Source organism: Huintestinicola sp., assembly GCF_050874005.1.
Taxonomy (GTDB): domain Bacteria; phylum Bacillota; class Clostridia; order Oscillospirales; family Ruminococcaceae; genus Huintestinicola.
The window spans coordinates 1-23,135 of record NZ_JBNMJV010000039.1; the positions used below are offsets into that span (position 1 = coordinate 1).

At 41.8% G+C, this 23,135-nt stretch carries 23 protein-coding genes and 3 pseudogenes; 8 read left to right on the plus strand and 18 right to left on the minus strand.

The features are described from left to right. Positions 1-136: 136 nt before the first annotated feature. The 7 genes from ACR0QN_RS11405 to ACR0QN_RS11435 form a co-directional block, all read right to left on the minus strand. Entirely contained in the window at positions 137-610 is a 474-nt protein-coding gene (locus ACR0QN_RS11405) for a toxic anion resistance protein (protein ID WP_432651342.1), read from the minus strand. 301 nt (positions 611-911) lie between these two features. Beyond that, positions 912-2,000, minus strand: a complete 1,089-nt coding sequence (locus tag ACR0QN_RS11410) for a hypothetical protein (RefSeq protein WP_432651343.1) — start codon at positions 1,998-2,000, stop codon at positions 912-914. Positions 2,001-2,229: 229 nt separating this feature from the next. Continuing rightward, positions 2,230-3,375: a nucleotide disphospho-sugar-binding domain-containing protein gene (locus ACR0QN_RS11415; protein WP_432651344.1), complete on the minus strand. Its 1,146-nt coding sequence runs from the start codon at positions 3,373-3,375 to the stop codon at positions 2,230-2,232. 57 nt (positions 3,376-3,432) lie between these two features. After that, the gene (locus tag ACR0QN_RS11420; protein ID WP_432651345.1) at positions 3,433-3,912 is read right to left on the minus strand and encodes a flavodoxin family protein; all 480 of its coding nucleotides are present in this window, start codon (positions 3,910-3,912) and stop codon (positions 3,433-3,435) included. An 81-nt stretch (positions 3,913-3,993) separates the two neighbouring features. Next, on the minus strand, positions 3,994-4,356 hold the full coding sequence (locus ACR0QN_RS11425; protein WP_432651346.1) for a VOC family protein: 363 nt from the start codon (positions 4,354-4,356) through the stop codon (positions 3,994-3,996). Between the two features lie 685 nt (positions 4,357-5,041). Next, entirely contained in the window at positions 5,042-5,998 is a 957-nt protein-coding gene (locus tag ACR0QN_RS11430; RefSeq protein WP_432651347.1) for a glycoside hydrolase family 5 protein, read from the minus strand. Between the two features lie 26 nt (positions 5,999-6,024). Then, positions 6,025-7,443, minus strand: coding sequence for an ABC transporter substrate-binding protein (locus ACR0QN_RS11435; protein ID WP_432651348.1), 1,419 nt, complete (start codon positions 7,441-7,443; stop codon positions 6,025-6,027). 154 nt (positions 7,444-7,597) lie between these two features. On the opposite strand from ACR0QN_RS11435, the gene ACR0QN_RS11440 reads away from it, so the two are divergent. Both ACR0QN_RS11440 and bglS read left to right on the plus strand, forming a co-directional pair. Next, the gene (locus ACR0QN_RS11440; protein WP_432651349.1) at positions 7,598-8,359 is read left to right on the plus strand and encodes a helix-turn-helix domain-containing protein; all 762 of its coding nucleotides are present in this window, start codon (positions 7,598-7,600) and stop codon (positions 8,357-8,359) included. Between the two features lie 90 nt (positions 8,360-8,449). Further along, the gene (gene bglS, locus ACR0QN_RS11445; RefSeq protein ID WP_432651350.1) at positions 8,450-9,229 is read left to right on the plus strand and encodes a beta-glucanase; all 780 of its coding nucleotides are present in this window, start codon (positions 8,450-8,452) and stop codon (positions 9,227-9,229) included. A 486-nt stretch (positions 9,230-9,715) separates the two neighbouring features. Here bglS and ACR0QN_RS11450 read toward each other — a convergent pair. The 5 genes and pseudogenes from ACR0QN_RS11450 to ACR0QN_RS11470 form a co-directional block, all read right to left on the minus strand. Then, positions 9,716-11,176: pseudogene (locus ACR0QN_RS11450) on the minus strand (S41 family peptidase). A 393-nt stretch (positions 11,177-11,569) separates the two neighbouring features. Next, positions 11,570-11,770 (minus strand): hypothetical protein, encoded by a 201-nt coding sequence (locus ACR0QN_RS11455; RefSeq protein WP_432651351.1) that lies wholly within the window; start codon positions 11,768-11,770, stop codon positions 11,570-11,572. Positions 11,771-11,785: 15 nt separating this feature from the next. After that, complete coding sequence (locus tag ACR0QN_RS11460; protein WP_432651352.1) at positions 11,786-12,226, minus strand: hypothetical protein; 441 nt, start codon at positions 12,224-12,226, stop codon at positions 11,786-11,788. A gap of 86 nt (positions 12,227-12,312) precedes the next feature. Next, on the minus strand, positions 12,313-12,450 hold the full coding sequence (locus ACR0QN_RS11465; RefSeq protein WP_432651353.1) for a hypothetical protein: 138 nt from the start codon (positions 12,448-12,450) through the stop codon (positions 12,313-12,315). A 141-nt stretch (positions 12,451-12,591) separates the two neighbouring features. Further along, positions 12,592-12,912 (minus strand): lipocalin family protein, encoded by a 321-nt coding sequence (locus ACR0QN_RS11470; RefSeq protein ID WP_432651354.1) that lies wholly within the window; start codon positions 12,910-12,912, stop codon positions 12,592-12,594. Between the two features lie 315 nt (positions 12,913-13,227). Here ACR0QN_RS11470 and ACR0QN_RS11475 point away from each other — a divergent pair, with 315 nt between their 5' ends. Then, entirely contained in the window at positions 13,228-13,707 is a 480-nt protein-coding gene (locus ACR0QN_RS11475) for a hypothetical protein (protein WP_432651355.1), read from the plus strand. Here ACR0QN_RS11475 and ACR0QN_RS11480 read toward each other — a convergent pair. The 3 genes from ACR0QN_RS11480 to ACR0QN_RS11490 all read right to left on the minus strand — a co-directional run bounded on the left by ACR0QN_RS11480 (position 13,704) and on the right by ACR0QN_RS11490 (position 17,122). Then, positions 13,704-14,483 (minus strand): zinc dependent phospholipase C family protein, encoded by a 780-nt coding sequence (locus ACR0QN_RS11480; RefSeq protein WP_432651356.1) that lies wholly within the window; start codon positions 14,481-14,483, stop codon positions 13,704-13,706. The two genes, ACR0QN_RS11475 and ACR0QN_RS11480, sit on opposite strands and share 4 nt — an antisense overlap. A gap of 30 nt (positions 14,484-14,513) precedes the next feature. Further along, positions 14,514-15,146, minus strand: coding sequence for a DUF3592 domain-containing protein (locus tag ACR0QN_RS11485; protein WP_432651357.1), 633 nt, complete (start codon positions 15,144-15,146; stop codon positions 14,514-14,516). 170 nt (positions 15,147-15,316) lie between these two features. Then, positions 15,317-17,122 (minus strand): bifunctional metallophosphatase/5'-nucleotidase, encoded by a 1,806-nt coding sequence (locus ACR0QN_RS11490; protein ID WP_432651358.1) that lies wholly within the window; start codon positions 17,120-17,122, stop codon positions 15,317-15,319. Between the two features lie 294 nt (positions 17,123-17,416). Here ACR0QN_RS11490 and ACR0QN_RS11495 point away from each other — a divergent pair. After that, positions 17,417-17,518 (plus strand): annotated as a pseudogene (locus ACR0QN_RS11495) (ATP-binding cassette domain-containing protein); the annotation flags it as partial. Here the strand turns inward: ACR0QN_RS11495 and ACR0QN_RS11500 are convergent. The 3 genes from ACR0QN_RS11500 to ACR0QN_RS11510 form a co-directional block, all read right to left on the minus strand. Continuing rightward, positions 17,514-17,729 (minus strand): hypothetical protein, encoded by a 216-nt coding sequence (locus ACR0QN_RS11500; protein WP_432651359.1) that lies wholly within the window; start codon positions 17,727-17,729, stop codon positions 17,514-17,516. The pseudogene ACR0QN_RS11495 and the gene ACR0QN_RS11500 overlap by 5 nt on opposite strands. 84 nt (positions 17,730-17,813) lie before the next feature. Then, positions 17,814-18,014, minus strand: coding sequence for a flavodoxin (locus ACR0QN_RS11505; protein WP_432651360.1), 201 nt, complete (start codon positions 18,012-18,014; stop codon positions 17,814-17,816). Positions 18,015-18,260: 246 nt separating this feature from the next. Further along, positions 18,261-18,662: a MerR family transcriptional regulator gene (locus ACR0QN_RS11510; RefSeq protein ID WP_432651361.1), complete on the minus strand. Its 402-nt coding sequence runs from the start codon at positions 18,660-18,662 to the stop codon at positions 18,261-18,263. A 180-nt stretch (positions 18,663-18,842) separates the two neighbouring features. Between ACR0QN_RS11510 and ACR0QN_RS11515 the strand changes: the two genes are divergently transcribed. The 4 genes and pseudogenes from ACR0QN_RS11515 to ACR0QN_RS11530 all read left to right on the plus strand — a co-directional run bounded on the left by ACR0QN_RS11515 (position 18,843) and on the right by ACR0QN_RS11530 (position 23,037). Continuing rightward, positions 18,843-20,012, plus strand: a complete 1,170-nt coding sequence (locus tag ACR0QN_RS11515; RefSeq protein ID WP_432651362.1) for an iron-containing alcohol dehydrogenase — start codon at positions 18,843-18,845, stop codon at positions 20,010-20,012. Between the two features lie 88 nt (positions 20,013-20,100). Then, the gene (locus tag ACR0QN_RS11520; protein WP_432651363.1) at positions 20,101-20,385 is read left to right on the plus strand and encodes a hypothetical protein; all 285 of its coding nucleotides are present in this window, start codon (positions 20,101-20,103) and stop codon (positions 20,383-20,385) included. A gap of 14 nt (positions 20,386-20,399) precedes the next feature. After that, positions 20,400-21,241: pseudogene (locus ACR0QN_RS11525) on the plus strand (aldo/keto reductase). A gap of 215 nt (positions 21,242-21,456) precedes the next feature. Beyond that, a complete protein-coding gene (locus ACR0QN_RS11530; RefSeq protein ID WP_432651364.1) occupies positions 21,457-23,037 on the plus strand; it encodes a MutS-related protein in 1,581 nt (526 codons plus the stop codon). Positions 23,038-23,135: the final 98 nt, after the last annotated feature.

The following is a 23,135-nucleotide window of genomic DNA, read 5'->3' on the forward strand; positions in this document are numbered from 1 at the left end:
CCTGACCGGGCGACGCCCGAAATGGAACAAATATCCATTCCGCTACGCTCCATGGATATTTGTTCCATTTCGGAGAGCTGATTCCATACTTATTTTGCATTTTGGGTGGAAAATGTGTCAAGGGATATTGACAATATCAGTCCTTGAGCATATCCATTCTTGCTTTTTCAAGAGCGGCTTCTATTTTGTCGATCTGCACTTCGGCTTTGTTATACCGTTCAGCCAGCTTTTTCAGACTTTTGACCGCATTTTTTACCCCGGGCAGCTTTGATAAAATACCATTGTCATTGGTGAATGATGATGGGTCAAGACTGTTTACCTCTACCACAAGACTTGACAGCAGATCGCCCACCTGTCCGCCGTCCTTTGAGCGAACATTATCTAAAATGGAATCGGTAAATTCCGTCAGCCGACGCTGTGCGCCTATGCCAAACTGCACCGTTGTTCCCGAATCGGTAAGATCAATGCTTTCCTTTATTTCGGCTATTTTTGCTCTTTCTTCGGATGTAAAATCAAGCTGAGTGTTTTCACTCTGCACCGCAAGAGAAGTGTCCTCCTCCACAGCTATGCTTTTTGATTTTGACAGTGTTGCCAAGCTTATTTCCGACATGACTTAATCCTCCAGTTCTTCCATTATGATTTTCATCACCTTGTAATCGGGCATATTTATTACCGCATTAAGCTGCGTCGCAATTCCTTTGACCTTTCCCTCTCCGCCCTCGGAGGAAATGTCGCAGCCGCTTGTTCGGAAGCCGTGCTTTTCCCATGCAAGCTTCTGAATTTTTTCATCGCAGAGAGCCGCCGCTCCCTGCTTTCCTGTTTCATCGAGAGCTATGTAAATATGGGTTGACCACAGTGTTGGTGTTGGATATATGTGATTTTGTGAGAAATGGAAAATTCATTTTGCAATATCAACTTTTCGGTGCTTTCTTGGATTTCAGCTGCTTAGAAAATTCCTGCAAATCCTGACAAGCATCATAACACATCTGATTGTAACGATCAATATCATCGGTGCTGCTGTTGACGGTAAGACCGCTCTTGAAAGCCCGAATTTTCTCACGCCGTTCGTCAAACGCCATGTTGTATTTCTCCAAAAGTTCGGGATAGCCGGAGAGCTTCTTGCGGTAGCTCCTGCATTTGTTGTCGAAATTGAAATAGGTTTCTTTTATCGGATCAGCCATAGCACGTTTTTTGTAATCATCGTTCGCCTTGTATAACCGCTCTTTTTTGCAAGTGGTCCTGCCACAGGTCAGCGAAGCATTTGAACGTTTGGTAATCATAAGCTGTCCGCAGTTTTCGCAGTCGGTGATAAGTCTGCCTGCATCGGACATAATATCGGAGTAAATATCGAGCAGAGTGAGGATAGAGTCGTTAGCCACATAAAGGCTAATGTTCTTGTCATCATTGTGTACCCTGTAAAGGGAACTGTCCAAAACCTCATTGCTGCTCCGAATAGCTGTTCGTATATCAAAAATATCCGTTGCCCTTGCCGAAATGAACGGACGGAAGATTTTCTCACTATCCGCTTTGAACAATTCAATATATTTTTCCGCACGATCGTGGTTGCCCTTTACGGACAACCCGATTTTTTTATTGAAATCCCTCTGGCGGAGCTTGAATTTACCGTATAAAAAATAGATTATATAGTTTTTAACGATATTAGCGTATTCGGACATATCGTAATACTCCGACAGCTCCTCAAGGACTAAGTTGCAGCTGCCGTCACATAGTGCGTCCGCATTGCACAGCCTGTCGCTTATCTCCATAATCTCGTTAAGCTCATACTTTACCTTCATAAGGCGGTTTATGTCCTTTACGAGATTGCCTGCCTTGTTGCTATGCCGCATAAGTCCCTTTGGAGCTTTCAGAGGACAACCGCCGTAAGTCCAAGCCTTAATATCGGCAGGAGTACCGACAATGTATGTTTCCGTATCCTCAGAAAAGTCAACGATAATGCCCACAGAAGCAATGTCGGCACAGCACTCAAACAAATCTATCATAACAAATACGCCCCTTTCGGAAAAAGTCAAATGAAATCCGACAAACAAATATTATAGATTTATTATATCACATTTTGCACGTTTCGTCAACGGATAGTACGGAATTATCTGTATTTGTACGATGTTTGCACGCAAGGGTGTAATGGTTGTAGTGATGCGAAAAAGGAGCGTGAGTTTTTGCTCACACTCCCCGATAAATTGGAATTTGCAAAGTTCCTTAGGTCATATTTCAATTAGAACACAGTTTCTCTATTCTGTCAATAATAACATCCCAAGAATTTCCAAGATTTATTTCTTGCTGAAGCTTCTTAACGTTATCTCTGTAAATCGGATTGCTCAACACTTCAAAAACAGACGATTCTATTTCCTTTATCCTGCTTGGAAAAGAATGAATCCTCTTTCCAATCTGAAGCTTGTCAATCTGCTTTGCATTTTCTATCTGATCGTTGACAAAAGGCATAGCAACCATTGGCACTCCTGCACATATCGCTTCGTTGACGCTGTTCATTCCGCAATGAGTTAAAAACACACTTGTATGCTGCAGAACTTCGATTTGAGGAACGAAAGAATAGGCATAGAAATTGTCGGGGATTGCTCCCAGAGCGTCGGGAGATATTTTACCCGTATTCAATATAACAGAAACATCTTTATCTGCAAATGCCCTGATACATTTTTTATAGAAGCTCTTGTCGCTGATTATACTTCCCAAAGATATATATACAATGGGATTTTTCATCTTTTCGTATGGAATATGTACGTCCGATTTTGAAATGTTCTGTTTCGGCACGGCATAGAAAAAAGTATCATCAAAGGATTCACGGCATTTCTGAAAGCTTTCGGGAACATATACGATATTCATATCAGGTTTGCTGTGAATTATTGCATCTGACATTGACTTGAAAGACAAATTCATATCCTTGATAGCTTTTTTGCCCATTACCTGTGCGTCGATAAGTATGGAGGATAATCTGAAAACCGGTGACATATCCTTTGCTGATTCATCAGACCAGGCAGGCTGTGAGAATTGCCTTATGCAAGGTATTCCTAATAGTTCGGCAAGCTTTATTCCAGGGTAAAAGAACATTTCGTAGATAAGAATGTCATATTCACCTTTGTGTTCAAGGGCAGTATTGAACGCTGCCATAAAGCTGAGCTTCTTCTTTTCATTCTCTGTCGGATCCTTTGGAAAAGAAGAGTATGGAATGAATGATGCGCCTGTGTTTTCTATTTTTTGCCTGAACTGTTCGGTGCAGATATAGTCGACTGAATGTCCTCTTTTTACAAGTCGCTCTGCCAATGGCAAGGTTGGATTAACATGTCCCGAAAACGGAAGATTTATCATAAGAATCTTTTGATTCTTCTGTATCTTTGACATAATTAGTTCTCCTTATATGCTTTTTCCATCTGCTCGATAAATGGGAATTTCTCTGAATTATCCTTTACCGACAGACGCCGTAAACTCTTCGATTTTTGCATCATTGTTACGGCTGCCTTCCTGCTTTTTGTCAATAAGCGACACCGTTGTCTTTAAGTTCGGCAGTTTTTTCGTTATAGCGTCGAGACCTTTTTTTGTATCTCCTCCTGCGGATAAGAAAAAGAGAGCGGTAACTTTTTTCGCTGCATTTTCGTCCTTTAGAAAAGCATTGACCGCAGGTACTCCCTTACTGTTCCATATCGGCGAGCCGAGAACAATATCGTCATAATCATCGATATTTGTTTCGTAGGGTATAAGCTCCGGAATACGATTCATCATAACCTGACCGCCGCCTACAAGTATCTGCGCCGCAAAGGATTTCGGCATACGCTTTTTTGTCTCCAACTTCAAAAGGTCGGCATTGAGTTTTTCTGCTATCTTTCTTGCTGCCTCTTCGGTATTGCCCGAAAGAGAATAATAAACCACTAATCTTTTCATTTTTTTTCTCCTGTGTTTTTCTTAGATTGTTAATAACTATTAAATACTTATCCCGACAAACTATGAAGATGTCGATAAGTGTTAAACGGGAGTACCCACTTCGATCAGATTTCCGTCAGGGTCATAAAACCTGACAACCTTTTGCCCCCAGCTGTGTGTCATCAGTCGATTGACATATTCGGTTTCAGGGTATAGCATTTCAAGTCGTGCAACAAACTTTTCTATATCGGATTCTTCAAAATATAATTCGGATTGATTGCTGTTTGAGATTATGCGTTTTTTCGTGAAATCTTCCCAATAACTCAACTCCTGCAAATACAAATGCCCCGTCAGTTCCATATTTCCATCATTATCTTGTAGAAGTTGAAGCCCAAACATATCGCTATAAAACTTTAGTGCACGGTTGCAGTCTTTAACAACAATAAGCGTTCCTTTGTATTTCATACTCTTCTCCACATATTCCGATATGTCGAGCAGTTTATCTACCCGATTTATTCCATTATACCCCAAATTATAAATATAGTCAAGGGGAGAACAAATAGATTTATCATAATAAATACGCCCCTTTCGGAAAAATTCAAATGAAATCCGCTAAAAAGATTTTATAGAATTTATATATCACGTTTTGCACGTTTCGTCAACGGATAGTACGGAATTATATGTATTTGAACGATATTTGCACGCATAGGCTTAATGAGTTGCTCGAAGCAAAAAGTATGAGGTCAAAACGGCGTTTTCGGAAAATTTTGATATATAATGGGAGCAGGCTCAAGGAAAAATCCCAAGAGCCGAACAAAATAATATGGAGGTGCTGCTAATGAACAGCAGAGAAAACCTGCCGATGATGTTATCGGCAAGCGACATTCAGACAATGGGCTTCACCCGTATATAGCTATCATCGCATATTATGTGATCCGGTAACGAAATATAAGAGATAAAAATGTCTCCTTTCAGCAGTCTCATATTTTTTATATGTTGGTATTCTCTTGGCATAGCAACGCCCTCCTTTGGTATTTCTATTATACCATAGGAGGGCGTTTTTCTATTGTCCGTTTTTATTGGACTTGTGCAATGGCTTTTTCGACAGACTGAGCCTGCTGTTAAAAAAGGAAGAATTTAAAGCTTGTAATTATAAATAGCGTATTAACTCGCTTCTTACGCCGTCCATTCTGTCATCTGCAAGACCGAAGTTCATTTCCTTGTAGCTCCAGACAGCACGGGAAATATCAAGTCTGTCAAATGCGGCATTTATTGTCTTGAACCATTTAAGTGCGTCCGCAGGCTCGGCATTTTCGATAACACCGTATTCTCCGCAGTATAGTACGGTGCCGTTTTTCTTTGCAGCTTCATATGCACGGCTGAACCTATCAATGAAAAATTCGGGTGTTACGGGCGGTTCACACTTATCAAAGCTCATTCGGAATTTTGTGTCCATTCCTTCATACCAATATGCGCCCTGATGAGTAAAGTTCATTGGGTCATAGCAATGGAAATTATATACAACCTTGTCATCAAAAGGCGCTTCAAGATCGGGAACAGCGTCGGGACTGTTCTGCCAGTAGCCGCCAACAAGAATATAGCTGTCGGGAGCAATGCGGCGAATCCTTTCAATGCAGCTTTTTATAAGCCTGTTCCAAGTGTCGCTGCAGCTTTGTTCTGTGACCTCATTTAAAAGCTCGAATGCAATTGTGCCGTCGCTTACCGCATAACGTTCTGCAATGCGTTCCCAGAGCTTCATAAAGCGCTCCTGCAGAGCAGGACTTTCAAAAAATCCCAATTCGCCCTCGCCCTTGTCAAAGGAATAGCCTGCTGTCTTGTGGAGGTCGAGGATAATATTAAGTCCTGCATTTTTGCACCAGTTTACAGCATTGTCGATGTATGCAAAGCCCTCTCCCTTGAAATTGCCGTTTTCGTCCTCAAGCAGATCATAGTCAATTGGAAGACGAACGTGGTCAACCATCCAGGAAGATATTTTGATGATATCATCCTCGGTTATAAAGCTGTCGTAATGCTCCTTTGTATGGCAGCACTGTGAGAGCCAGCCTCCTAAGTTTACTCCTTTTTTGTAGCCGATAAAATTAACCATATAACAGACCTCTCAAATGATTTTAATCAGAAATTCTCTTCGATCTCCTTGTTCAGGGCATCAATTTCGTTCTGAACAGCACCGCTTATCTCGTCACGGGTCGTAGCCCAGTCCTTACCGTTGTAGGAAGCGTCCTTGATGGGATTATGCACCATATCGTATATATCGGAGGAAGTGCCTGCATAGAAGTCGATAACGGGATTTTCATTGGTAAGCTCCTTTGTCTTGTGCCACATATCTATCATTTCGTCAGTCCAGCCGTAATCCTCTCTGTACTGCTTCTCAGCGATCTCCTGAGTCTTTTCATCGCCCACAGCCATAAGCTTGCACTTCATAAAAGCTGCAGCTCCTTCGGGATTGGGTGCGCTCTTGCAGAGTGCATATGCGTCAACTCCGGAAGGAAGATAATAGTTGTCAGCATTGGGATCCTTGGGCATAGGAACGAACATTATCTCACCTTCTGCGCCGAATTTTGAAAGGTCCGCTTCATAAAGTGCCCACACGCCGCAGGGATAGAACAGAGTATTACCCTCCGCAATTCTCTGAGGCTGCTCTACCCAGTCATACTCAGCCTTGGGGAGAGGAAGATCCATCTTGTTCATTTCAAGCATAAAGTTTTCCGCACGTTCCATTTCGGGGCTTAGAAGATTGCTTGTGATAACTCCGTCCTGCATATCAATAACCGGCTTGCCTGTGGTGAGGAGGAAGTTTATCTCAAACCACCAGCCGTCAAATGCATACTTTTTATTCTCGGGGTCGGAAAATTCCACGCACATATCCTTGAATGTATCCCAAGTCCAATTGCCTTCCTCAAGAAGCTCCGCAGGGTCGGAAAGACCGTTCTCCTCAATGGTCCGCTTGTTGTAAATGCATACGCAGCCCGCATCGGTGGAAACTACTGCAACATAGTGCTTGCCGCCAAGAGTATGAGCGTCCGAAAGCTTCTTTGCACCCACGCTCCAAAGGTCGCTGTCAAAATCAAGATAATCGTCAAAGGGTTCAAACATTCCTGCAATAGCCTTTCCGGGGAAGGTGTCAAGGTCAGCGGCAGGGAAGAGGTCGGGAGAGGTTCCGCCCAGAACCTGTGTGGAAAGGTCGCTGTAACGTGTCTCATATGTAGTGGGGATATACTCTATCTTGCCGCCGTACTTTGTTTCAAAAAGCTCCAGCTCAACGGATTTGGGCTTGCCGTTTGCAGGATTTAAGTCCCAGAAGGAAAGCCACTTGACTGTGCCGTTTTCCAGCTTTTCATCTTCACCTATGTCCATTTCTGCGACAGCAGCCTTATCATCTTCGTCCAGCTCCTTTGCGGGAGTGGTCTCTGTGGTCTGGGAGGTTTCAGCAGATGTTGATGCTGTGCTCTCATTGCTGCCGCCGCAGGCTGTCACAGAACCCATAAGTGCAAGTGCGGATACGAATGCTAAAGTCTTCTTCATATTCTTCATAAAAACATCTCCTCTTAGTTTTGTGCCGTGATCTACTGTACTTTAAATTTAACATAATTCTCTACCGGAAAATATCAAATTTTTGCTTTTATTATCAGAAATTTGTTGCAATTTTCACCCGGATGTTATATAATGATATCAGCGAGGTGATAAAATGTCTCAGTCTGAAAAAGAACTTACATATAAGGCGTTTCTGAACAGGGAATATGAGTTCAGACATTCGCCTTTTGAAAAGGAATTTGAATTTTACGACTGCGTAAAAAGCGGCGATACCGACGGCGTGGAGCGGCTGATGACCCCTTTGGGCAGCAGCGGAGCGGGAGTCCTTTCTCACGACCCCCTGAGAAATCTCAAATATCATTTTATTGTTACAATAGCTCTTATAACCCGTTTCTGCGTTGAGGGCGGAATGGAGATGGAGACTGCTTACACGCTCAGCGACCTGTACATTCTGAAAGCGGATAAATGCGCCTGTGAAAATGATATCCACGCTCTGCACAGAGAGGCTGTTCTTGAATTTACCCGTCAGATGAATAGGCTTGCACACGGGAATGTGTATTCAAAGCCTGTGATTATGACAATGGATTATATCTACGATAATCTTCACTCGAAAATCTCCGAAACGGATATTGCGGAATATGTTTCTCTCAGTCCCTCATATATTTCCCGCCTTTTCAAGAAGGAAGTGGGAGTGACCATATGCACATATATAGCGGTAAAGCGTGTTGAGACTGCGCAGAATATGCTGAAATACTCAGATTATTCTCCCGTTGATATCGGAAATTATCTTGCATTTACATCTCACAGCCATTTTATCAGCGTTTTCAGAAAATATACGGGAATGACTCCAAACGAATTCAGAAAGAAATATTTCCGTGATAACTGGGGAGATATCAGGCATAATGGTGCAAAATAATGATATAATATGCAAATATATGATATAATTTGATCTGTAATCAGGTATAATTAAAGTATAATAAATCTTGCAGAAAGGGTCGTCAGAATTATGAAAAGAAAAAATATACTTTATTTTACTGCCGCTCTGATATCCTGCGGAGCGATATTCTGCTCCTGCACATCGTCTCACGAAGCACCTGCCGTTTCTGAGACAGCAGCGGTTACAGAGGCAGCGGGGGATATTTCCGCTGTCAGCTTCAAAAACGGTGCTTCTGGATTTTTTGAATGTGCCGACGGCTGGTGCAACGGCAGTATGTTCAATGTGACCTGGCGAAAGGAAAACTGCACCTTTGAAAACGGCAGAATGCAGCTTATCATCGACAAGGACAAGAAGGACGGCAGCGTTCCTTATTCCGGCGGAGAGTATCGTTCAAAGAATTTTTACGGATATGGCAGATACGAGGTAAGAATGAAAGCCATAAAAAATGACGGCGTTGTTTCATCATTCTTTACATACACAGGCCCTTCCGACAACAACCCCTGGGACGAGATAGACATTGAAATTCTGGGCAAGGACACAACAAAGGTGCAGTTTAACTATTTTACCGACAGCAAGGGCAATCACGAGTATCTTTATGACCTTGGCTTTGACGCTTCGGAGGATTTTCACGATTATGCCTTTGAATGGCACAAGGATAAAATTGTGTGGTTTGTGGACGGAGCGGAAGTCTATATGGCAGATGAGAATATCCCCGTTACCCCCGGCAAGATAATGATGAATGCCTGGTGCGGCACAGGAGTGGACGGCTGGCTGAACGCCTTCGATGACAGCAAAATGCCCCTGACAGCGGAATATGAGACAATTTCTTTTACTTCCTTTGATGAATGAGCTTAGAAAGAAGGATATGAAACCCGCCGTTATCCGATATTGACTTTGAGGACTGATATTATATTTTCACCCGAGATCCCACATCGGAAAAAGATCTGCTTTTTGTAGACAAGGTGGAACTCAGGACGAAAGCTCTGCAAATTCCCGAATATTGCGAAGTGACAGAAATGCTGTTATGACGTTTTTGCGGTTTCTGGCGGCATACGGGAATCAAGCCTTTTATGGACATTACTCTGAAAATGTTTTGCGGACTGATACGGGAAGATTATCTGTATGAATTCATATTGAGCTTTAATTATGAGTGGAACAGAAAATTTCTGGAGGACATCGGAAAGCATATACGCAACTGCTCCGCATATATGAAAAACTGTTTGTGAGATAAGCTGAAACGGTCGAAGATCGGGGAGTATGATTTGCCGGCAAGTCTGAAATAATAAAAAATCACAGCACCCGTCCGGAGTGCTGTGTATGAAAAATGGGGAATTATTATTCTGAAAAAAGAGAAATTGCTGTTTCAAGTGCATCGTCCTTGCTGCATTCTATATCCGGTATGACGTAATCTCCTGCATCAGCAATTGCACGGCTGAATTTTTTGGTAGATACGCTCATAATAAGACCTGAATTTTTAAGACTGAACGTAGCTATATCTCCGTAACCGTTGGCGGAATTGCCGGGTATCTCTCCGACTATTGTTCCGAGAGAATTGTCTTTTATGTAGAGCGTAAAAAGCATTGCCGAACTGAATGATTCTGTGGAGGTGAGTATAGTTACGTCTCCATCAAATACCGGAGTCCTTTCATCTGTTTTCCATTTGGCTGTATTGCTTTTCAATGTTAAGAAACCAAGACGCTGTTCATAGCTTAATGTTATGAAACTGTCTGTTCCGAGATAGGAGATAAATTCCTAAGCTACCTGATCTGAACCGCCGCCGTTTCTTCTGAGATCAACGATAACGTGCTCTATGCCTTTCTGTGACACTTCTGTAAACATATTTTTCAGAGTTTCACAGTATTCATTATTGTAATTACAACTGTTAAGCGTAAGAAGTGCATAATTTTCGTCGGGATAGAGCTCGTAGTGTACGAAATTTTCATTCCGGTCATAGTAGATGGCGTTTCGCTCCATATATTCGGTATATGATATGAAATCCGTATCGGTATAGTGGCGTTCAACACGCTCATTTTCGTTTTCATATGTCAGCGTAACATCGGTGCCAAGTCCGAGATATTCAAGACCTGTGTCTGAAATAAGATCGTTCAAAAGCTGCTCCATAGCCCAGCTTTCTGCTTCATATGAGAATAGATCCTTGTGAGTGTCAAAAAAAGATTGTAAAGATTCTCCGTTTATCTCTGTTATCCGTAAATCTCTGCCTTTTACCAATTCAGCATAGTCTATAGGATACCGTTCTTCGGCGGGACGTGCTCCCACAGATGTGTGAGCGTCGCCGAGAGTGGAAAGAATATTTTCTATATTTCTTCTTAGTTCAGCACAGGTCAGTCCGTCAGCAGGGATAGATGAAAGAGCATTCTTGTATGCTGATTCTGCTTCCTGAGGAACAGAAGCCTTGAACATCGGGTGAACTTTTTGCAGATATGAATATGCTTCTTTTATGTCAGCCTCGGCATCTTCCTTTGATATTATGTCCTTTGCATTCATTGTAGATCCGCTTGAACGGAGTGAAACGGAATTCGCATATGGATTGCAGAAATATCCGAAAATAATTCCAATGGACAGCAGAGCGGCTGTGACTGATAATCTGATGACGGGAATTTTTTTCTTTTCAGAGGTAACAGCAGCACCTGCAAGACTGATAAATGATAAAGCCGCCGCTGCGATCATTATCTGCACGGGTACATAGAAGAGCAGAGTGGATGCAGCTGTCAGAAACAATGATATAACTGCAAAAACTGCACCGCATATTGTAAAAGTTTTTGTAAGCTTCTTCATAAATATCCCCTTTGATATGTTGTATAATTTGCTTTAATATTATACTTCATATCATTTATACAGTCAATATCTGTAAAGAAGTTTTAATACATTTAATGAAATTCTAATGGAAAGAAGACTGCTGTCAATGTAGTCTGATCAGAAACAACATAATACTAACTCAAGGAAAGCAAGGTGAAAATTTGGAGAATAAAATTATTGAGGAGACATCAGAAACGAAAAAAGGATTTCGTGAGTACCACGTCAAATGCACAAGTCTCACCGTTCATAATGTATTTTCTGAGACAGGGTTCTGCTTTGGAGCCATTATACTGACGAAAGGCAGGAACTACCTATATATACTACTTCCGGTCCGCTTTTACTTGCAAAATTCATCCGCTCCCTCCTCGCTTTTCACTCCACATCATTAAACAGAAAAAACATATCTTTGCCGTTAAAATTTATTATAACTGCGTAGACATATTCGGCACGTTCCCATTTTTCTGACGGGTTGGGAAGCTCAACATAAAAATCCTTCAGATCAATAAAGTATCTGTACTCCGTTGAATCAACGCCTTCATAAGCATATCGGAGTATCTGACGGCGTTTGTACATATAGCACTCTGTAAATCATGGTTTTACGTTGTTTATTGCTTCACCGTATGCTCTGCGCTGCTCGTCCATTTTTGAGGATACTTTCATCAGCGCCAGTCCTCCCGCAACGGTTCCTAATGCTATAAATATAGGGATAAGTAAGGCTGCAGGGGAGCTGTTGTCCGGATCGTATATCATCTGTATAATGAGAATAACGATGCCGATTATCGGGATAAACACCGAAGCAAGCGTTAATATTCCAAACACTTTTAATATGACGGAAAATGTATCACTAAGACTTGCTGTTTTGCTCGTGCTTGCGCAGAATGCATTATAAAGCCTGTCGTCTATTGTGCAGGTCTTTCCTTTGAAGATATATTTCTCAAGGCTTGGATTTACAGGCGCATTGTTCATCTGATACAGTTCCGGCTTTTCAGTTATGTCTGAGATATGATTGTCACTTATCATCCTATCCATACGATACCCCTTTTTGTTATACAATAAGATAAAAACTTCCTGTTCCCTTTACGTTTATCACAAGTCCGATATAAGGACTCAACCTCTCATATGTCAAAGGCAGTAACAGATACAAGGCAGGACTCGAAAATGATCTTGCTGTCAAGTATAATGCAGGGCGTGGAACAGCCGATAATTCTTGCGATAGGTAAAAATTTACCTATCTCCGCTGACAATGTACTCATTTCATCCGCAGAATGAACCGAGCTGTGAATGTGAATAAGCGCCTGCTTGCTTCTGTCGATCCCTGTGACCTTGAGAAAAATCGAATTTATGTTTGTTCTTATAAATGTGATTATTTTTCTTATTCCGTTTTTTAGAAGTGTTCAGCTTTCCCTTATATAAATAACATCATCAAAAATATTTGCCCATATCATTTTGTCATCTTCGAATTTAAAATTGGCAAGATGATCCGGTTGACCGTCAAAGTAAATTATAAGGGTTCCATTGTTTATCTCGTATGTTCCGTTTCTTGTATTTTCAACATCAATAGAATTGACTGAAGCTGTTACAGTTTCGGTGCAGGTCATATCCTCATTAAATGTGAGAATGGAAACATATGATGATTCATACCTCCAAGTTCCGATTATCTGTTTTTCCTCCTCGCTTTTGCCGCAGGCAGTCATAGTTATTATGATCATAAGCATTCCGAAAAGCAAGTATGCAGCTTTTTTCATATTCAAATTCCCAGATCCTGTCATTTGATTTTTTGATGACACTATATAATATAATTATATATATCTTTGTAAAATCTGCTATCGCATTTATGTAAAATTGATGATAATAAAAAGCTTAGTTCATTTTTCAAAGATTTTACACATCAGCGATAGCGTATTTTACACAGAAGCATTATAATGACCATAAATATAACTGTACGGAGCGATCCCGATGAATGTGAACGTTCCAAGCCGGCATTTGATGCCGCAAAAAACTTAATATGTGAGTTTTGAAGGAGCAGAATAATGGATAATACAGGTTCATCTTTTTTCAGAAAAATTGATGCGAATGAACAAAAACGCTTTATAAGCGGTGGCAATATTCAGTATCACAATAGCGGTCTATGCAGGAATTTTGATTATTTATCCCATTTGGACAATACGCTTGGAGGCAGCGATGATTTTTATCGGGCTTTACGCAGAACTGTTGTTAAAACGGACGATCCGCCCTTAGCTTTGATCATAATACTTTATCTGTTTGCAGCAGCATTTTTTGCTGTAGTTGTTATCACCGATATGAATGGCATAAATGCAGTTGGTTTAATAGCTTTTTCGGTTCTTGTGTTCATCATTCCTACTGTGTTACTTATATACAGGATCGTAAAAAAGAACGGTATTCTGAAATGCGTTAAGCGAAGAGAAAATATTTATGCTGTATCTCTGAAAATCAATGGAACACGAGCATTTACGGATAATATGAGTGATGATAATGTAACGCTTCATTAGTTATACAGTTCGTTCCACGGCTTTGTTCCCTTTGCGCTTTCCTCAAATTCTCCGATAAGCATAACCGCTTTTTTCATAGCACTTCCGTATCTGAGAGCAAGCTCCTTGTTGCTGTCTTTGCATTTCGGTTCAGCCTTGTAATTCACGATAAGCCCGTGCATTTCTTTATAATGTCCGCTGATACGCAGTATACCGTAAATAATTTGCCTTTTGATCGGATAAGGTGCCAGCAGCAGACGATTATAAAATACAAAGGATTTCATCGAGCGGTAAATACATTCGGGAGATACTCCGTTATAAAATCTGCTTATCACCCTTGCGGAGCGTTTGTCCGGGTGGATATGCTCCGTCAGTATATGTGTGATAGGATCTATCCCATCATAGATCATAAGCCGACGGTCAAATTCGACCTCAATTTCTGAATGACTTACTCCGCTTTCGGCAATTTTTTTATCAATATATCCGTGACATTCCCTGTCAAGGGAAAAATGACATATAACGCCGTAAATATAAGCAAGATAAGCAGGCGAAAAGCTTCTGCGCACGATCTCCTTTGCGGCAGGACGAAAGAAATTTATACCTGCCTCCGAATGGATACCATAGCCTTTACTGTTTACGGGATTATTTGTTAGCGGGTGATAATAAAACAGCAGGTCGGGACCGTGAAGTCCTGTATTGAACAGATCCTGTTCTTTCAGTATAATTTCTCGTATCTCTTCCGGGAGTTTTGATAAAACTTCTCTGCCGAATCTGTAATGTGCATAAGTGGACGGCATAATTATTCCTCCGAATTTTTTTCTATCATATCATATATTGTTACACGACCGATAATCTACATTCCTTGCAATCGTATAGACAATCAAAGGAATATCAAACACAAACAGTACCAGACCCAGTATCGAAGCAATTATCAGAATAATATTTATTCTCTTTTGTTTTTTTCTTTGTGCGGTATACTGCTGCATATCGGAATCGGAAAAAGGAGCTTGTAATATGCTCTCATTTTCTTCCTTTCGGATATTGACCCATCTCTTGATGTCAAAAACAATGTAACAAATACTGCCTGCTGTGAAAATTATACTGTACAGAAAAGCTTTTACGCTTTGGGATTCCATAACACATTCATATGGGTTTTCCTTATTATACAAGATAGTTATAGTTTTTCCTTTCCACCCCGAATAATCTGACTTTATTTCAAATCTTTTTCTGTACTCAAAATTTCCTACAGTATAACTGCATTTGAGCTCACTTTCCGTGTAATAGTAGGTGTCACCGCTTGTTCCGCCCTCACGTTCTTCGGTATTCACCGATATTATTGTAGCCTGTGCTTTTCCGTAAAAAAATAATTCCTCAATTGATGAATACAAAAAAGCAATTGAAAAGGGTAAAATAAATGCTGCAATGATCAGCAGAATATATTTTCGCTTTTTTCTTTTCAATGCTCTCACCTCAAAAATATCTGTAACCAATAAAATTTACATAATTATCATAACACAAACAACCTGCTCCTGCTATCTCATTGTCGAAAAAATATCGTAAATTTCAGGTAAATCACAGACCCCTGCAGAGCGTATCGTTCCGCAAGGGTCTGAGGTGTTTTATGGGAGAGTTACTGATTTTTCTTTCTTGAAGTATATGCGAGAGCCGCAGAAATTGACATTACTGCAAATATTACCTCTGCGCCCGCATTTCCTGTCTTGGGAGCGGTTGTTGTATTATCGGTTTCGGAAGATGCAGAATTTGCGCTGTCAATTACTGTGATACGTCCCTGACCGTAAGGCTCGGCATATTCGGAACCCACATTTCCGCCGAGACTTTCGGTGATGTATGTGATAAGCACCTGATTGTCTATCATAACTTCATCTTTGAGGATATTGCAGCCGCCAAACATCGTGTATCCGTCACCGCCGTCCTTGAGCATATAGTTATGTGAAGCAAGAGTATAAGTCTTGTTCAGGTCAAGAGGCTCGCCGCCCACCATTACATTTTTCACCCTGTACTCGCCGTCAACCTTGACAAATTCCTTGTTGTCAGTCAGTACGACAGAAGAGGGGATATATGTGTGTATCTCATAGGTGAGACCCGATACCTGCAAAAATCCGCCTGATTCCTCGGGAGTGTTTGCAGCGCCAAGCTCAAGAGCGTCAAGTATCTGCTGACCCGATACTTCAATAAGACAAGCGGAATTTCCGAAGGGGTGTACCGCAATGATCTCCGCATAGGTGATGTCGCCCTTTTCAATATTTGCTCTTATTCCGCCGCCGTTCACAAATGCTATATCTGCACCGAGGAGAGAACGGTAAGCGTCTGCGCAGAGGTCGCCAAGATTGGTTTCCGAATTTCTGATTATTCTTTCATCGGTACCCGGTTTGTTTATAACGAGATCAACATCAGTTTTTGCAACTACCGTATCTGCAAGCTCGGAATATTCCGATTCTATGCTCTTTACGAAGTCGTCTGTTTCGGTATATGCTGCATATTCGGCAGATGAAGTGTCTTCCGAAACGGTATAATCACTTTTTGAGATAAGCTTTGAAGAAATGCCGTGATCGGTTATAGTTACTGTACCAATATCAGCAAGCTTAGTTCCCGCCGAGGCAAGCAGCACGCTTTCGCCGTCTTTATCTGTGACCGTTTCACCGTCGATAACGCTGTGGGAGTGTCCGTCAATGAAAACATCAATACCGCTGACGTTGGATATAACTTCCTTAGATGTCCAGGGAGAGCTTTGTGCATCTGTTCCGAGATGACCTACTGCTACGATAAAATCCGCACCATCAGCCGAAGCTGCGTCAACAGCTGTCTGAACAGCGCTGTAAAGCTCGTTTCCGTTATCACCGGAGCAGAAGCCGTAAATATATTCTCCGCTTTCATTTTTAAAGAATGCAGGCGTGGATTTTGTGATAGTTTCCGGAGTTGATATTCCTACAAAGCCTATCTTTACGCCGTTCGTTTCGATAATTTTATAACTGTCAAGAACTGTGTCTCCGGTGGTAAGGTCGGTGAAATTGGCTGACAAATACGGAAATTCAGCCGAGTCCTTAATGCTGAAAAAGTTATCCATTCCGTAATCAAATTCGTGGTTTCCCGGAACAGCAATATCGTATCCAAGCTTGTTCATTATCTGAAGCGGAAAGCTTCCGTCCGACAATGTGCCGATAACATCACCCTGCACGGAATCGCCTGCGTCCACAAGCAGGGTCTTGTAGCCCTCTGCTTCAAGCTTTGCACGATATGCGGCAAGGTCAGCATATCCAAAGGTATCATCATCTGCGTTGATGCCGCAATGAACATCATTGGTGTGAAGAATGACGATCCCCATGTCATCGTCCTCTGCAAATACGGTAAACTGCGGCAAAACAGAACAGCAGACTGCGGCAGCTGCTGCACAGGCTAAAAGTCTCATCTTTTTCATATAAAATCCTCCTTAGTAAATTCCAAAAACATATTACCACCGGAAAAAATATCTGTCAATAGACTTTTCAAAGGAATTACAGTATTTTTTCGGCTGCTTTACAATGAAGATGTTTTGAAAAGATAATACAATTTTAGGTTTTACACGAAATTAACTTCTGTACGGCTTTATATTTTACACCAAAAAGGTGTACTTATATATTAAAAAAAAGCAGCTGTAATAAATAGTTCTATAATCTTGTGCCAAATCTGACCGTAAGGGAAAATATCCGGGTGTGCAGATACCTTTCTTAAGGACAAGTTCCCCGCTCAGCTTTCGGGCGGTCAGAAGCAGAGATGTGACATTGCACGTGCGTTTGTGAAAAATCCCAAGCTGATGCTTTGCGATGAGCCTACCATATTCCGAAAGGAAAATGCCGCTTACTGCCGAGCATTGACAGAAAAGCCAAAATGATAAGCACGGTCTGAAAAATTCGGAAAGCGGTATATCTGCCCTTAAAAATGCTTTTGCTCCATTCGGCGTTTAGAATGTGATGAGCGGCAAACAGGGCAAAAATGCCGACACCGAGCCATTTGTGTGCCTGCCGTCCCACCATCTCATATGCCATCAAAATGAGCAGGAGGACAGTCATTCCAATATCAGCTATAATTTTAATTTTTGAGCTCTTTGACATTTTGTCCTCCTTGTCATATTACAGACCGAGACCCTCGAACCGGTCTTTCATATCCTCTTCTGAAGGATTTTCACGGAAACGCTGACCCTCAAGCCGGTTTCCCGTTCCTGCCATATCACGTTGAAGCTCGCCGCTCTGACCAAGTCCCGAGTTTGCGGAGGTGCAGAAGGGAATGACCGTCTTTCCTGTAAAATCGTTCTGTGTGATAAAATTATCCACAGATAGTTACATTTTCAAAACCGTGCTCTGCTATCAGTTTTTCGGCTGCCAATATGACTTTCGTCCTTGTCTGCATTGCAGCTATCTGTCTTTTTCCCTCAAAATGCGCCTCCCATATGTTTTGACATTATTATATCTGTTCATTGACTCATAGTCAATGACTTACTTGTGAGTTTTTATATTATTCAAAAAAATCGAGGCTTCACAAGAGCTCTCGATTTAATTACGATCAAAGAATATATAGCGTTAATATTTATCAACGGGGATCAAATTGCTGCAATATGCTTTTCTGCCCGACTGCACATCATCATAAAACCTCTGTTTTTCATCAATATATGAAATGGCGGTATTAAGCTCCTTGATACGGTTTAACAGCTCTTTTCTTTTTATTTCAAGTATCTCTTTGCGCCGGTTTATTGAAGAAGCCCCTTGAAGACAAAGCTCAAGATATTCCTTCATCTCCTTAATGCTCATACCGCAGTTTTTCAGACACATAAGGCTTTTTATCCACGCAATATCTCGTTCGTCAAAAATACGCTTGTTGTTTTTATCCCGTTTTACGTTGGGAACAAGTCCTTCGTTGCAATAAAATTTTAAAGTCTGATAGGTCAGATTTGTTTCTTTGCAAGCTTGCATCATTGTGTACATAATTTATTCCTCCGTTTTTGGTGTTTATCAATATAATTTTCGATATATTTTTGTTGATATTTTTGGGAAAAAGCTATTGACCGATAGTTACAATCGGTTGATATAATCATATTGTACCATAATACCGGAATAAATGCAAGAGGATCTTTATGAAGGTGTACGATAACGGAGGAAATTAAAATGAACAATTTTATTTTTGAAAACAAGACAAAGACCATTTTCGGCAAAGGCTGCGTTAAGGGGTATCTGCCCTGCTTCTTAAAGAATTACGAAAAAAATATTATGCTTGCATATGGCGGAGGTTCAATCAAAAAGAACGGCATTTACGATGAGATAACGGCTATTCTCCGTGACTGCGGCAAGATCGTCACCGAATTTTCGGGAATAATGCCAAATCCCACATACAGTAAGGTACTTGAGGGAGCGGAACTGGCAAAGGAAAATGACATTGACCTGATAATCGCAGTTGGCGGCGGCAGCGTTATGGACTGCTGTAAGGCAGTTTCGCTGGCGGCAAAATATGACGGGGACGTATGGGACGACTTCTGGGCAAAACCGGGTATTATCGGCTTTGAACCTGTACCTCTCTGCGTTGTTGTAACGGCTTCGGGAACAGGTAGCGAGATGAACGGTGGTGCGGTCATTACCAATGAGGAGCTGAAAATAAAGACAGGCAGAGATTATCCAAAATGCAATCCCGTGCTGGCGCTTCTTGACCCGACCTATACATACAGTGTTCCGAAACGACAGATGGTATCGGGAGCCTTTGACACCCTTTCGCACATAATGGAGATATATTTCAGTGAACCCGATGAGCCGAATGTTTCCGATGATATTGCGGAGTCGCTTATGAGAGGAGTTATCCGTGACCTGCGCACAGCAGTCAAAGACCCCGAGGACTACACGGCAAGAAGCAATCTTATGTGGGAAGCAACTATGGCAGAAAACCGAGTTATCAAGCTGGGCAAGAAAACCGATTTTGAGTGCCATATGATGGAACATCAGCTGGGCGCATATACGAACTGCAATCACGGTGAGGGACTTGCGGTGCTTCACCCCGAATATTACCGACATATCTGCATAGCCGGAAAGAATAAATTTGCACGGTTTGCGGTCAATGTCTGGGGAATATCCCCGGAGGAAAAAAACGAGCTTCAGCTTGCCGAAGAGGGCGTTGAAGCTCTGGCAGACTTTATAAAGGAGGTCGGACTGCCCACAACACTTCGTGAGATCGGTGTAACGGAAAGCACCGATCTGAAAGCCATTGCCGATTCCTGCGTATGCGTTCCGAATTCCTACAAGGTAATGACGGCAGAAGAAATACTTGAAATATTCAAAGCTTGCTATTAACGGAGGTTTATTGTGAAAAAGATTATATCTTTTTTTTAGGAGCAGCTCTTATCCTTCGGAAAACGGCTTGCTTAAATAGGAGGCGGCAATGAAACACAGCAGAATACTATCAGTGATAACGGCGCTTTCTTTGGGTATGACCTTATCTGCTTGCGGAAATTCAGCTCAATCGGGAGCTGCGGACAGCGCAGAGCGTACCGTCTTCCGAACAGTCAAGCGGCAGTTCAAACATTCTTATTGCATATTTTTCCGTTCCCGAAGATTTGACCTTAACGGAGCCGATGCCGTAGCAGGCGCAAGCGTTGTGGTAAAGGACAGCGAAAAGCTGGGCAATACCGCTGTGTTCGGCGGCTCAAAAATAAAAGAAAAATAATGGAGGAATAAACAATGGAATTTGTAACACTTAATAACGGAGTAAAAATGCCGAAGCTGGGCTACGGCGTATATCAGGTAACAAACGAAGAGTGCGAGCGCTGCGTTCTGGACGCTATTGACTGCGGCTATCGTTCAATTGACACAGCACAGGCTTACGGCAACGAGGAAGGCGTTGGTTTGGCGGTGCAAAAGTGCGGAGTGCACCGTGATGAGCTTTTCATCACCACAAAGATATGGATATCAAACGGCGGCTATGAAAAGGCAAAGAATTCTATCGACGAGTCCCTTAAAAAGCTGAAAACCGATTATATCGACCTTATGCTTATTCATCAGCCCTTCAACGATTATTACGGAACCTACCACGCAATGGAGGAAGCCTACAAGGCCGGCAAACTTCGTGCAATAGGCGTATCAAATTTCTATCCCGACAGGCTTGTGGATATATGCAGCTTTGCCCAGGTAACTCCTGCGGTAAATCAGGTTGAAACTCATATTTATCAGCAGCAGAAAAAGGCACACGAATATATGAAAAAGTACGGCGTTGTTCACGAAAGCTGGGGACCCTTTGCCGAGGGCAGAAAGGACTTCTTTACAAATCCCGTTCTGTGCGAAATTGGTGCAAAATACGGAAAATCTCCTGCTCAGATAGCGCTCAGATTCCTGCTCCAGAGCGACGTTGTTGTTATTCCCAAGTCTACACACAAGGAGCGTATGGAAGAAAATATCAATGTATTTGATTTTTTCTGACCGATGAGGATATGGCTGCGATTTCTGCAGTTGACGAGGGCGAGAGCCTGTTCTTTTCTCATTATGACCCTGCTGTGGTTGAAATGCTTACGGGACTTCACAGATAAAATTGGAGAATAATATGAGAAAAGATAAGATAATTATATCGCTTTTTTAGCAGGGATTATGTCTGTTACTGTGCTTACAGGGTGCAGCGACAGATCCGGCTCTTACGGATATCGGCGGAAGTGTTCTTCTTATCGGAAACAAATCGAATTTTTTGACTTGACATCTGTACTGTATATGGTATAATATTGACATTAAAACTTACGGAGTGTGTAAAATGCCTGATGATCTCATAATTATCATTTATGTTATTGTCATTATTATACTTTCGGTTGTGGTCATCACATTGATGAAAGCTTATGAAAAAAATCTCGACAGAAAAGCTGTCAAGGAGCTTATCGGCACAGCGGCTGACGGAAGAATACCCGAAAAGGACAGCATCTCTTCTTATTATAACGCAAAGCTGCAAAGCTGTGAAGAGTATGTTGATGATATTACAATGAATGATCTGGACTTTGACAAGGTGTTCAGCAAAATAGACACCTGTATGACATCTGTTGGAGAAGAGTATCTTTACAGTCAGCTGCATTTCTGTGATGCCGATGTACGGGAAAAGATAAGTGAGCTGTGCAGTATTATGGCTGACGATCCGAAGACTCGCCTTGATATCTGTACAGAGCTTTATGATCTCAGTATCATAATCTATAATGGCGCTGCGGATATTGTATGCGGAAAGCCGCTTGATGAATTTAAGGAAAGGACACAGTATATTCTGTACCCTGTATCCACAATTATATTTTTAATAATAGCTATCATTTCAGCCGCATTGGGGATCTCAGCAGTATCTGCTGTGTCATCTGTCCTGTTTGTATGTGCTGCGGCGCTCAACCTGATAAAATTTTACACAGCACGCAAAAAGCTGTTCACCTGTATGGGAGCAGCAAAATATATTGCTATGCAGATACAGACAGGGGAAAGCTTATCGGGAATTGAAAGAATAGCAGCTGTTTTTCCAGAAATGAGGAAGGTCTGCAGAAGGCTTTCTCCTTTGAAAAATTATATCCGGCAAATGCCTTCGTTCGGTGTTGGTGAAGCTTCTGAAGTAATTGCAGATATTTTCAAAGCCTGTATTCAGTCTGAAGTTTATGCATATTGCAAAGCAAGAAAGCTTATATCGGAACATCTTAGCGATGTGGAGTACATTTACAAGACTGTGGGAATTATCGACAGTGCCTGCGCTGTGCTGAATTACCGTGAAAATCTTTCCGTATGGTGTTATCCTGATTTCACAGAAAAAAACGAGATTCATACAGTTGGTATGGTCCACCCGCTTATAGCTGACCCTGTTTCCAATGATGCCGACATTTGCAATGACATACTTCTTACCGGTGCAAATGCCTCGGGAAAATCATCTTTTATTAAAGCTCTGGCACTCAATGCGATATTTGCACAAGCAATAGGCATATGTACAGCTGAAAGATTTTCGCTGAAACCGTGCAAGGTCATTACATCAATGGCGGTGTCTGACAATATAAGTGATGGTGACAGTTATTTTATGGCTGAGCTGAAGTCAATGCGGCGTGTGACCGAAAAGGGCAAGGCTGAGCCTTGTATATGCTTCATTGACGAGATACTTAAGGGAACCAACACCACCGAAAGAATTGCCGCATCTGAAAGTGTTCTCGAATATATGCACAGCTCGCCCAGCCTATGTATTGCGGCAACTCATGATATTGAGCTTACGGAAAAGGACAACGGTTTTGACAACTTTCACTTTTCGGAAAAAGTCATTGACGGAAATGTCTGCTTTGATTACAACCTGATTCCGCAAAACTCAAAACGCTGCCGAAAGTCTTAAGAAGGTCTGAATCCAAGCATTGCATCTTCCAAGAGCAAGACGGAGCTTACGAGCGTGAACAGTGAGATGACCGGCAATGAGAATCAAGTTATCAATTA

What these genes read in the sequence shown, in the direction of transcription:
- ACR0QN_RS11440 (WP_432651349.1), top strand. Translation starts at nt 7,598, where the DNA reads ATGTCTCAGTCTGAAAAAGAACTTACATATAAGGCGTTTCTGAACAGG.
- ACR0QN_RS11435 (WP_432651348.1), bottom strand. Translation starts at nt 7,443, where the DNA reads ATGAAGAATATGAAGAAGACTTTAGCATTCGTATCCGCACTTGCACTT.
- ACR0QN_RS11515 (WP_432651362.1), top strand. Translation starts at nt 18,843, where the DNA reads ATGAACAATTTTATTTTTGAAAACAAGACAAAGACCATTTTCGGCAAA.
- bglS (WP_432651350.1), top strand. Translation starts at nt 8,450, where the DNA reads ATGAAAAGAAAAAATATACTTTATTTTACTGCCGCTCTGATATCCTGC.
- ACR0QN_RS11465 (WP_432651353.1), bottom strand. Translation starts at nt 12,450, where the DNA reads ATGAGTACATTGTCAGCGGAGATAGGTAAATTTTTACCTATCGCAAGA.
- ACR0QN_RS11415 (WP_432651344.1), bottom strand. Translation starts at nt 3,375, where the DNA reads ATGTCAAAGATACAGAAGAATCAAAAGATTCTTATGATAAATCTTCCG.
- ACR0QN_RS11460 (WP_432651352.1), bottom strand. Translation starts at nt 12,226, where the DNA reads ATGGATAGGATGATAAGTGACAATCATATCTCAGACATAACTGAAAAG.
- ACR0QN_RS11430 (WP_432651347.1), bottom strand. Translation starts at nt 5,998, where the DNA reads ATGGTTAATTTTATCGGCTACAAAAAAGGAGTAAACTTAGGAGGCTGG.
- ACR0QN_RS11510 (WP_432651361.1), bottom strand. Translation starts at nt 18,662, where the DNA reads ATGTACACAATGATGCAAGCTTGCAAAGAAACAAATCTGACCTATCAG.
- ACR0QN_RS11530 (WP_432651364.1), top strand. Translation starts at nt 21,457, where the DNA reads ATGCCTGATGATCTCATAATTATCATTTATGTTATTGTCATTATTATA.
- ACR0QN_RS11470 (WP_432651354.1), bottom strand. Translation starts at nt 12,912, where the DNA reads ATGCTTATGATCATAATAACTATGACTGCCTGCGGCAAAAGCGAGGAG.
- ACR0QN_RS11410 (WP_432651343.1), bottom strand. Translation starts at nt 2,000, where the DNA reads ATGATAGATTTGTTTGAGTGCTGTGCCGACATTGCTTCTGTGGGCATT.
- ACR0QN_RS11520 (WP_432651363.1), top strand. Translation starts at nt 20,101, where the DNA reads ATGAAACACAGCAGAATACTATCAGTGATAACGGCGCTTTCTTTGGGT.
- ACR0QN_RS11480 (WP_432651356.1), bottom strand. Translation starts at nt 14,483, where the DNA reads ATGCCGTCCACTTATGCACATTACAGATTCGGCAGAGAAGTTTTATCA.
- ACR0QN_RS11425 (WP_432651346.1), bottom strand. Translation starts at nt 4,356, where the DNA reads ATGAAATACAAAGGAACGCTTATTGTTGTTAAAGACTGCAACCGTGCA.
- ACR0QN_RS11490 (WP_432651358.1), bottom strand. Translation starts at nt 17,122, where the DNA reads ATGAAAAAGATGAGACTTTTAGCCTGTGCAGCAGCTGCCGCAGTCTGC.
- ACR0QN_RS11420 (WP_432651345.1), bottom strand. Translation starts at nt 3,912, where the DNA reads ATGAAAAGATTAGTGGTTTATTATTCTCTTTCGGGCAATACCGAAGAG.
- ACR0QN_RS11500 (WP_432651359.1), bottom strand. Translation starts at nt 17,729, where the DNA reads ATGGCATATGAGATGGTGGGACGGCAGGCACACAAATGGCTCGGTGTC.
- ACR0QN_RS11405 (WP_432651342.1), bottom strand. Translation starts at nt 610, where the DNA reads ATGTCGGAAATAAGCTTGGCAACACTGTCAAAATCAAAAAGCATAGCT.
- ACR0QN_RS11455 (WP_432651351.1), bottom strand. Translation starts at nt 11,770, where the DNA reads ATGTACAAACGCCGTCAGATACTCCGATATGCTTATGAAGGCGTTGAT.
- ACR0QN_RS11475 (WP_432651355.1), top strand. Translation starts at nt 13,228, where the DNA reads ATGGATAATACAGGTTCATCTTTTTTCAGAAAAATTGATGCGAATGAA.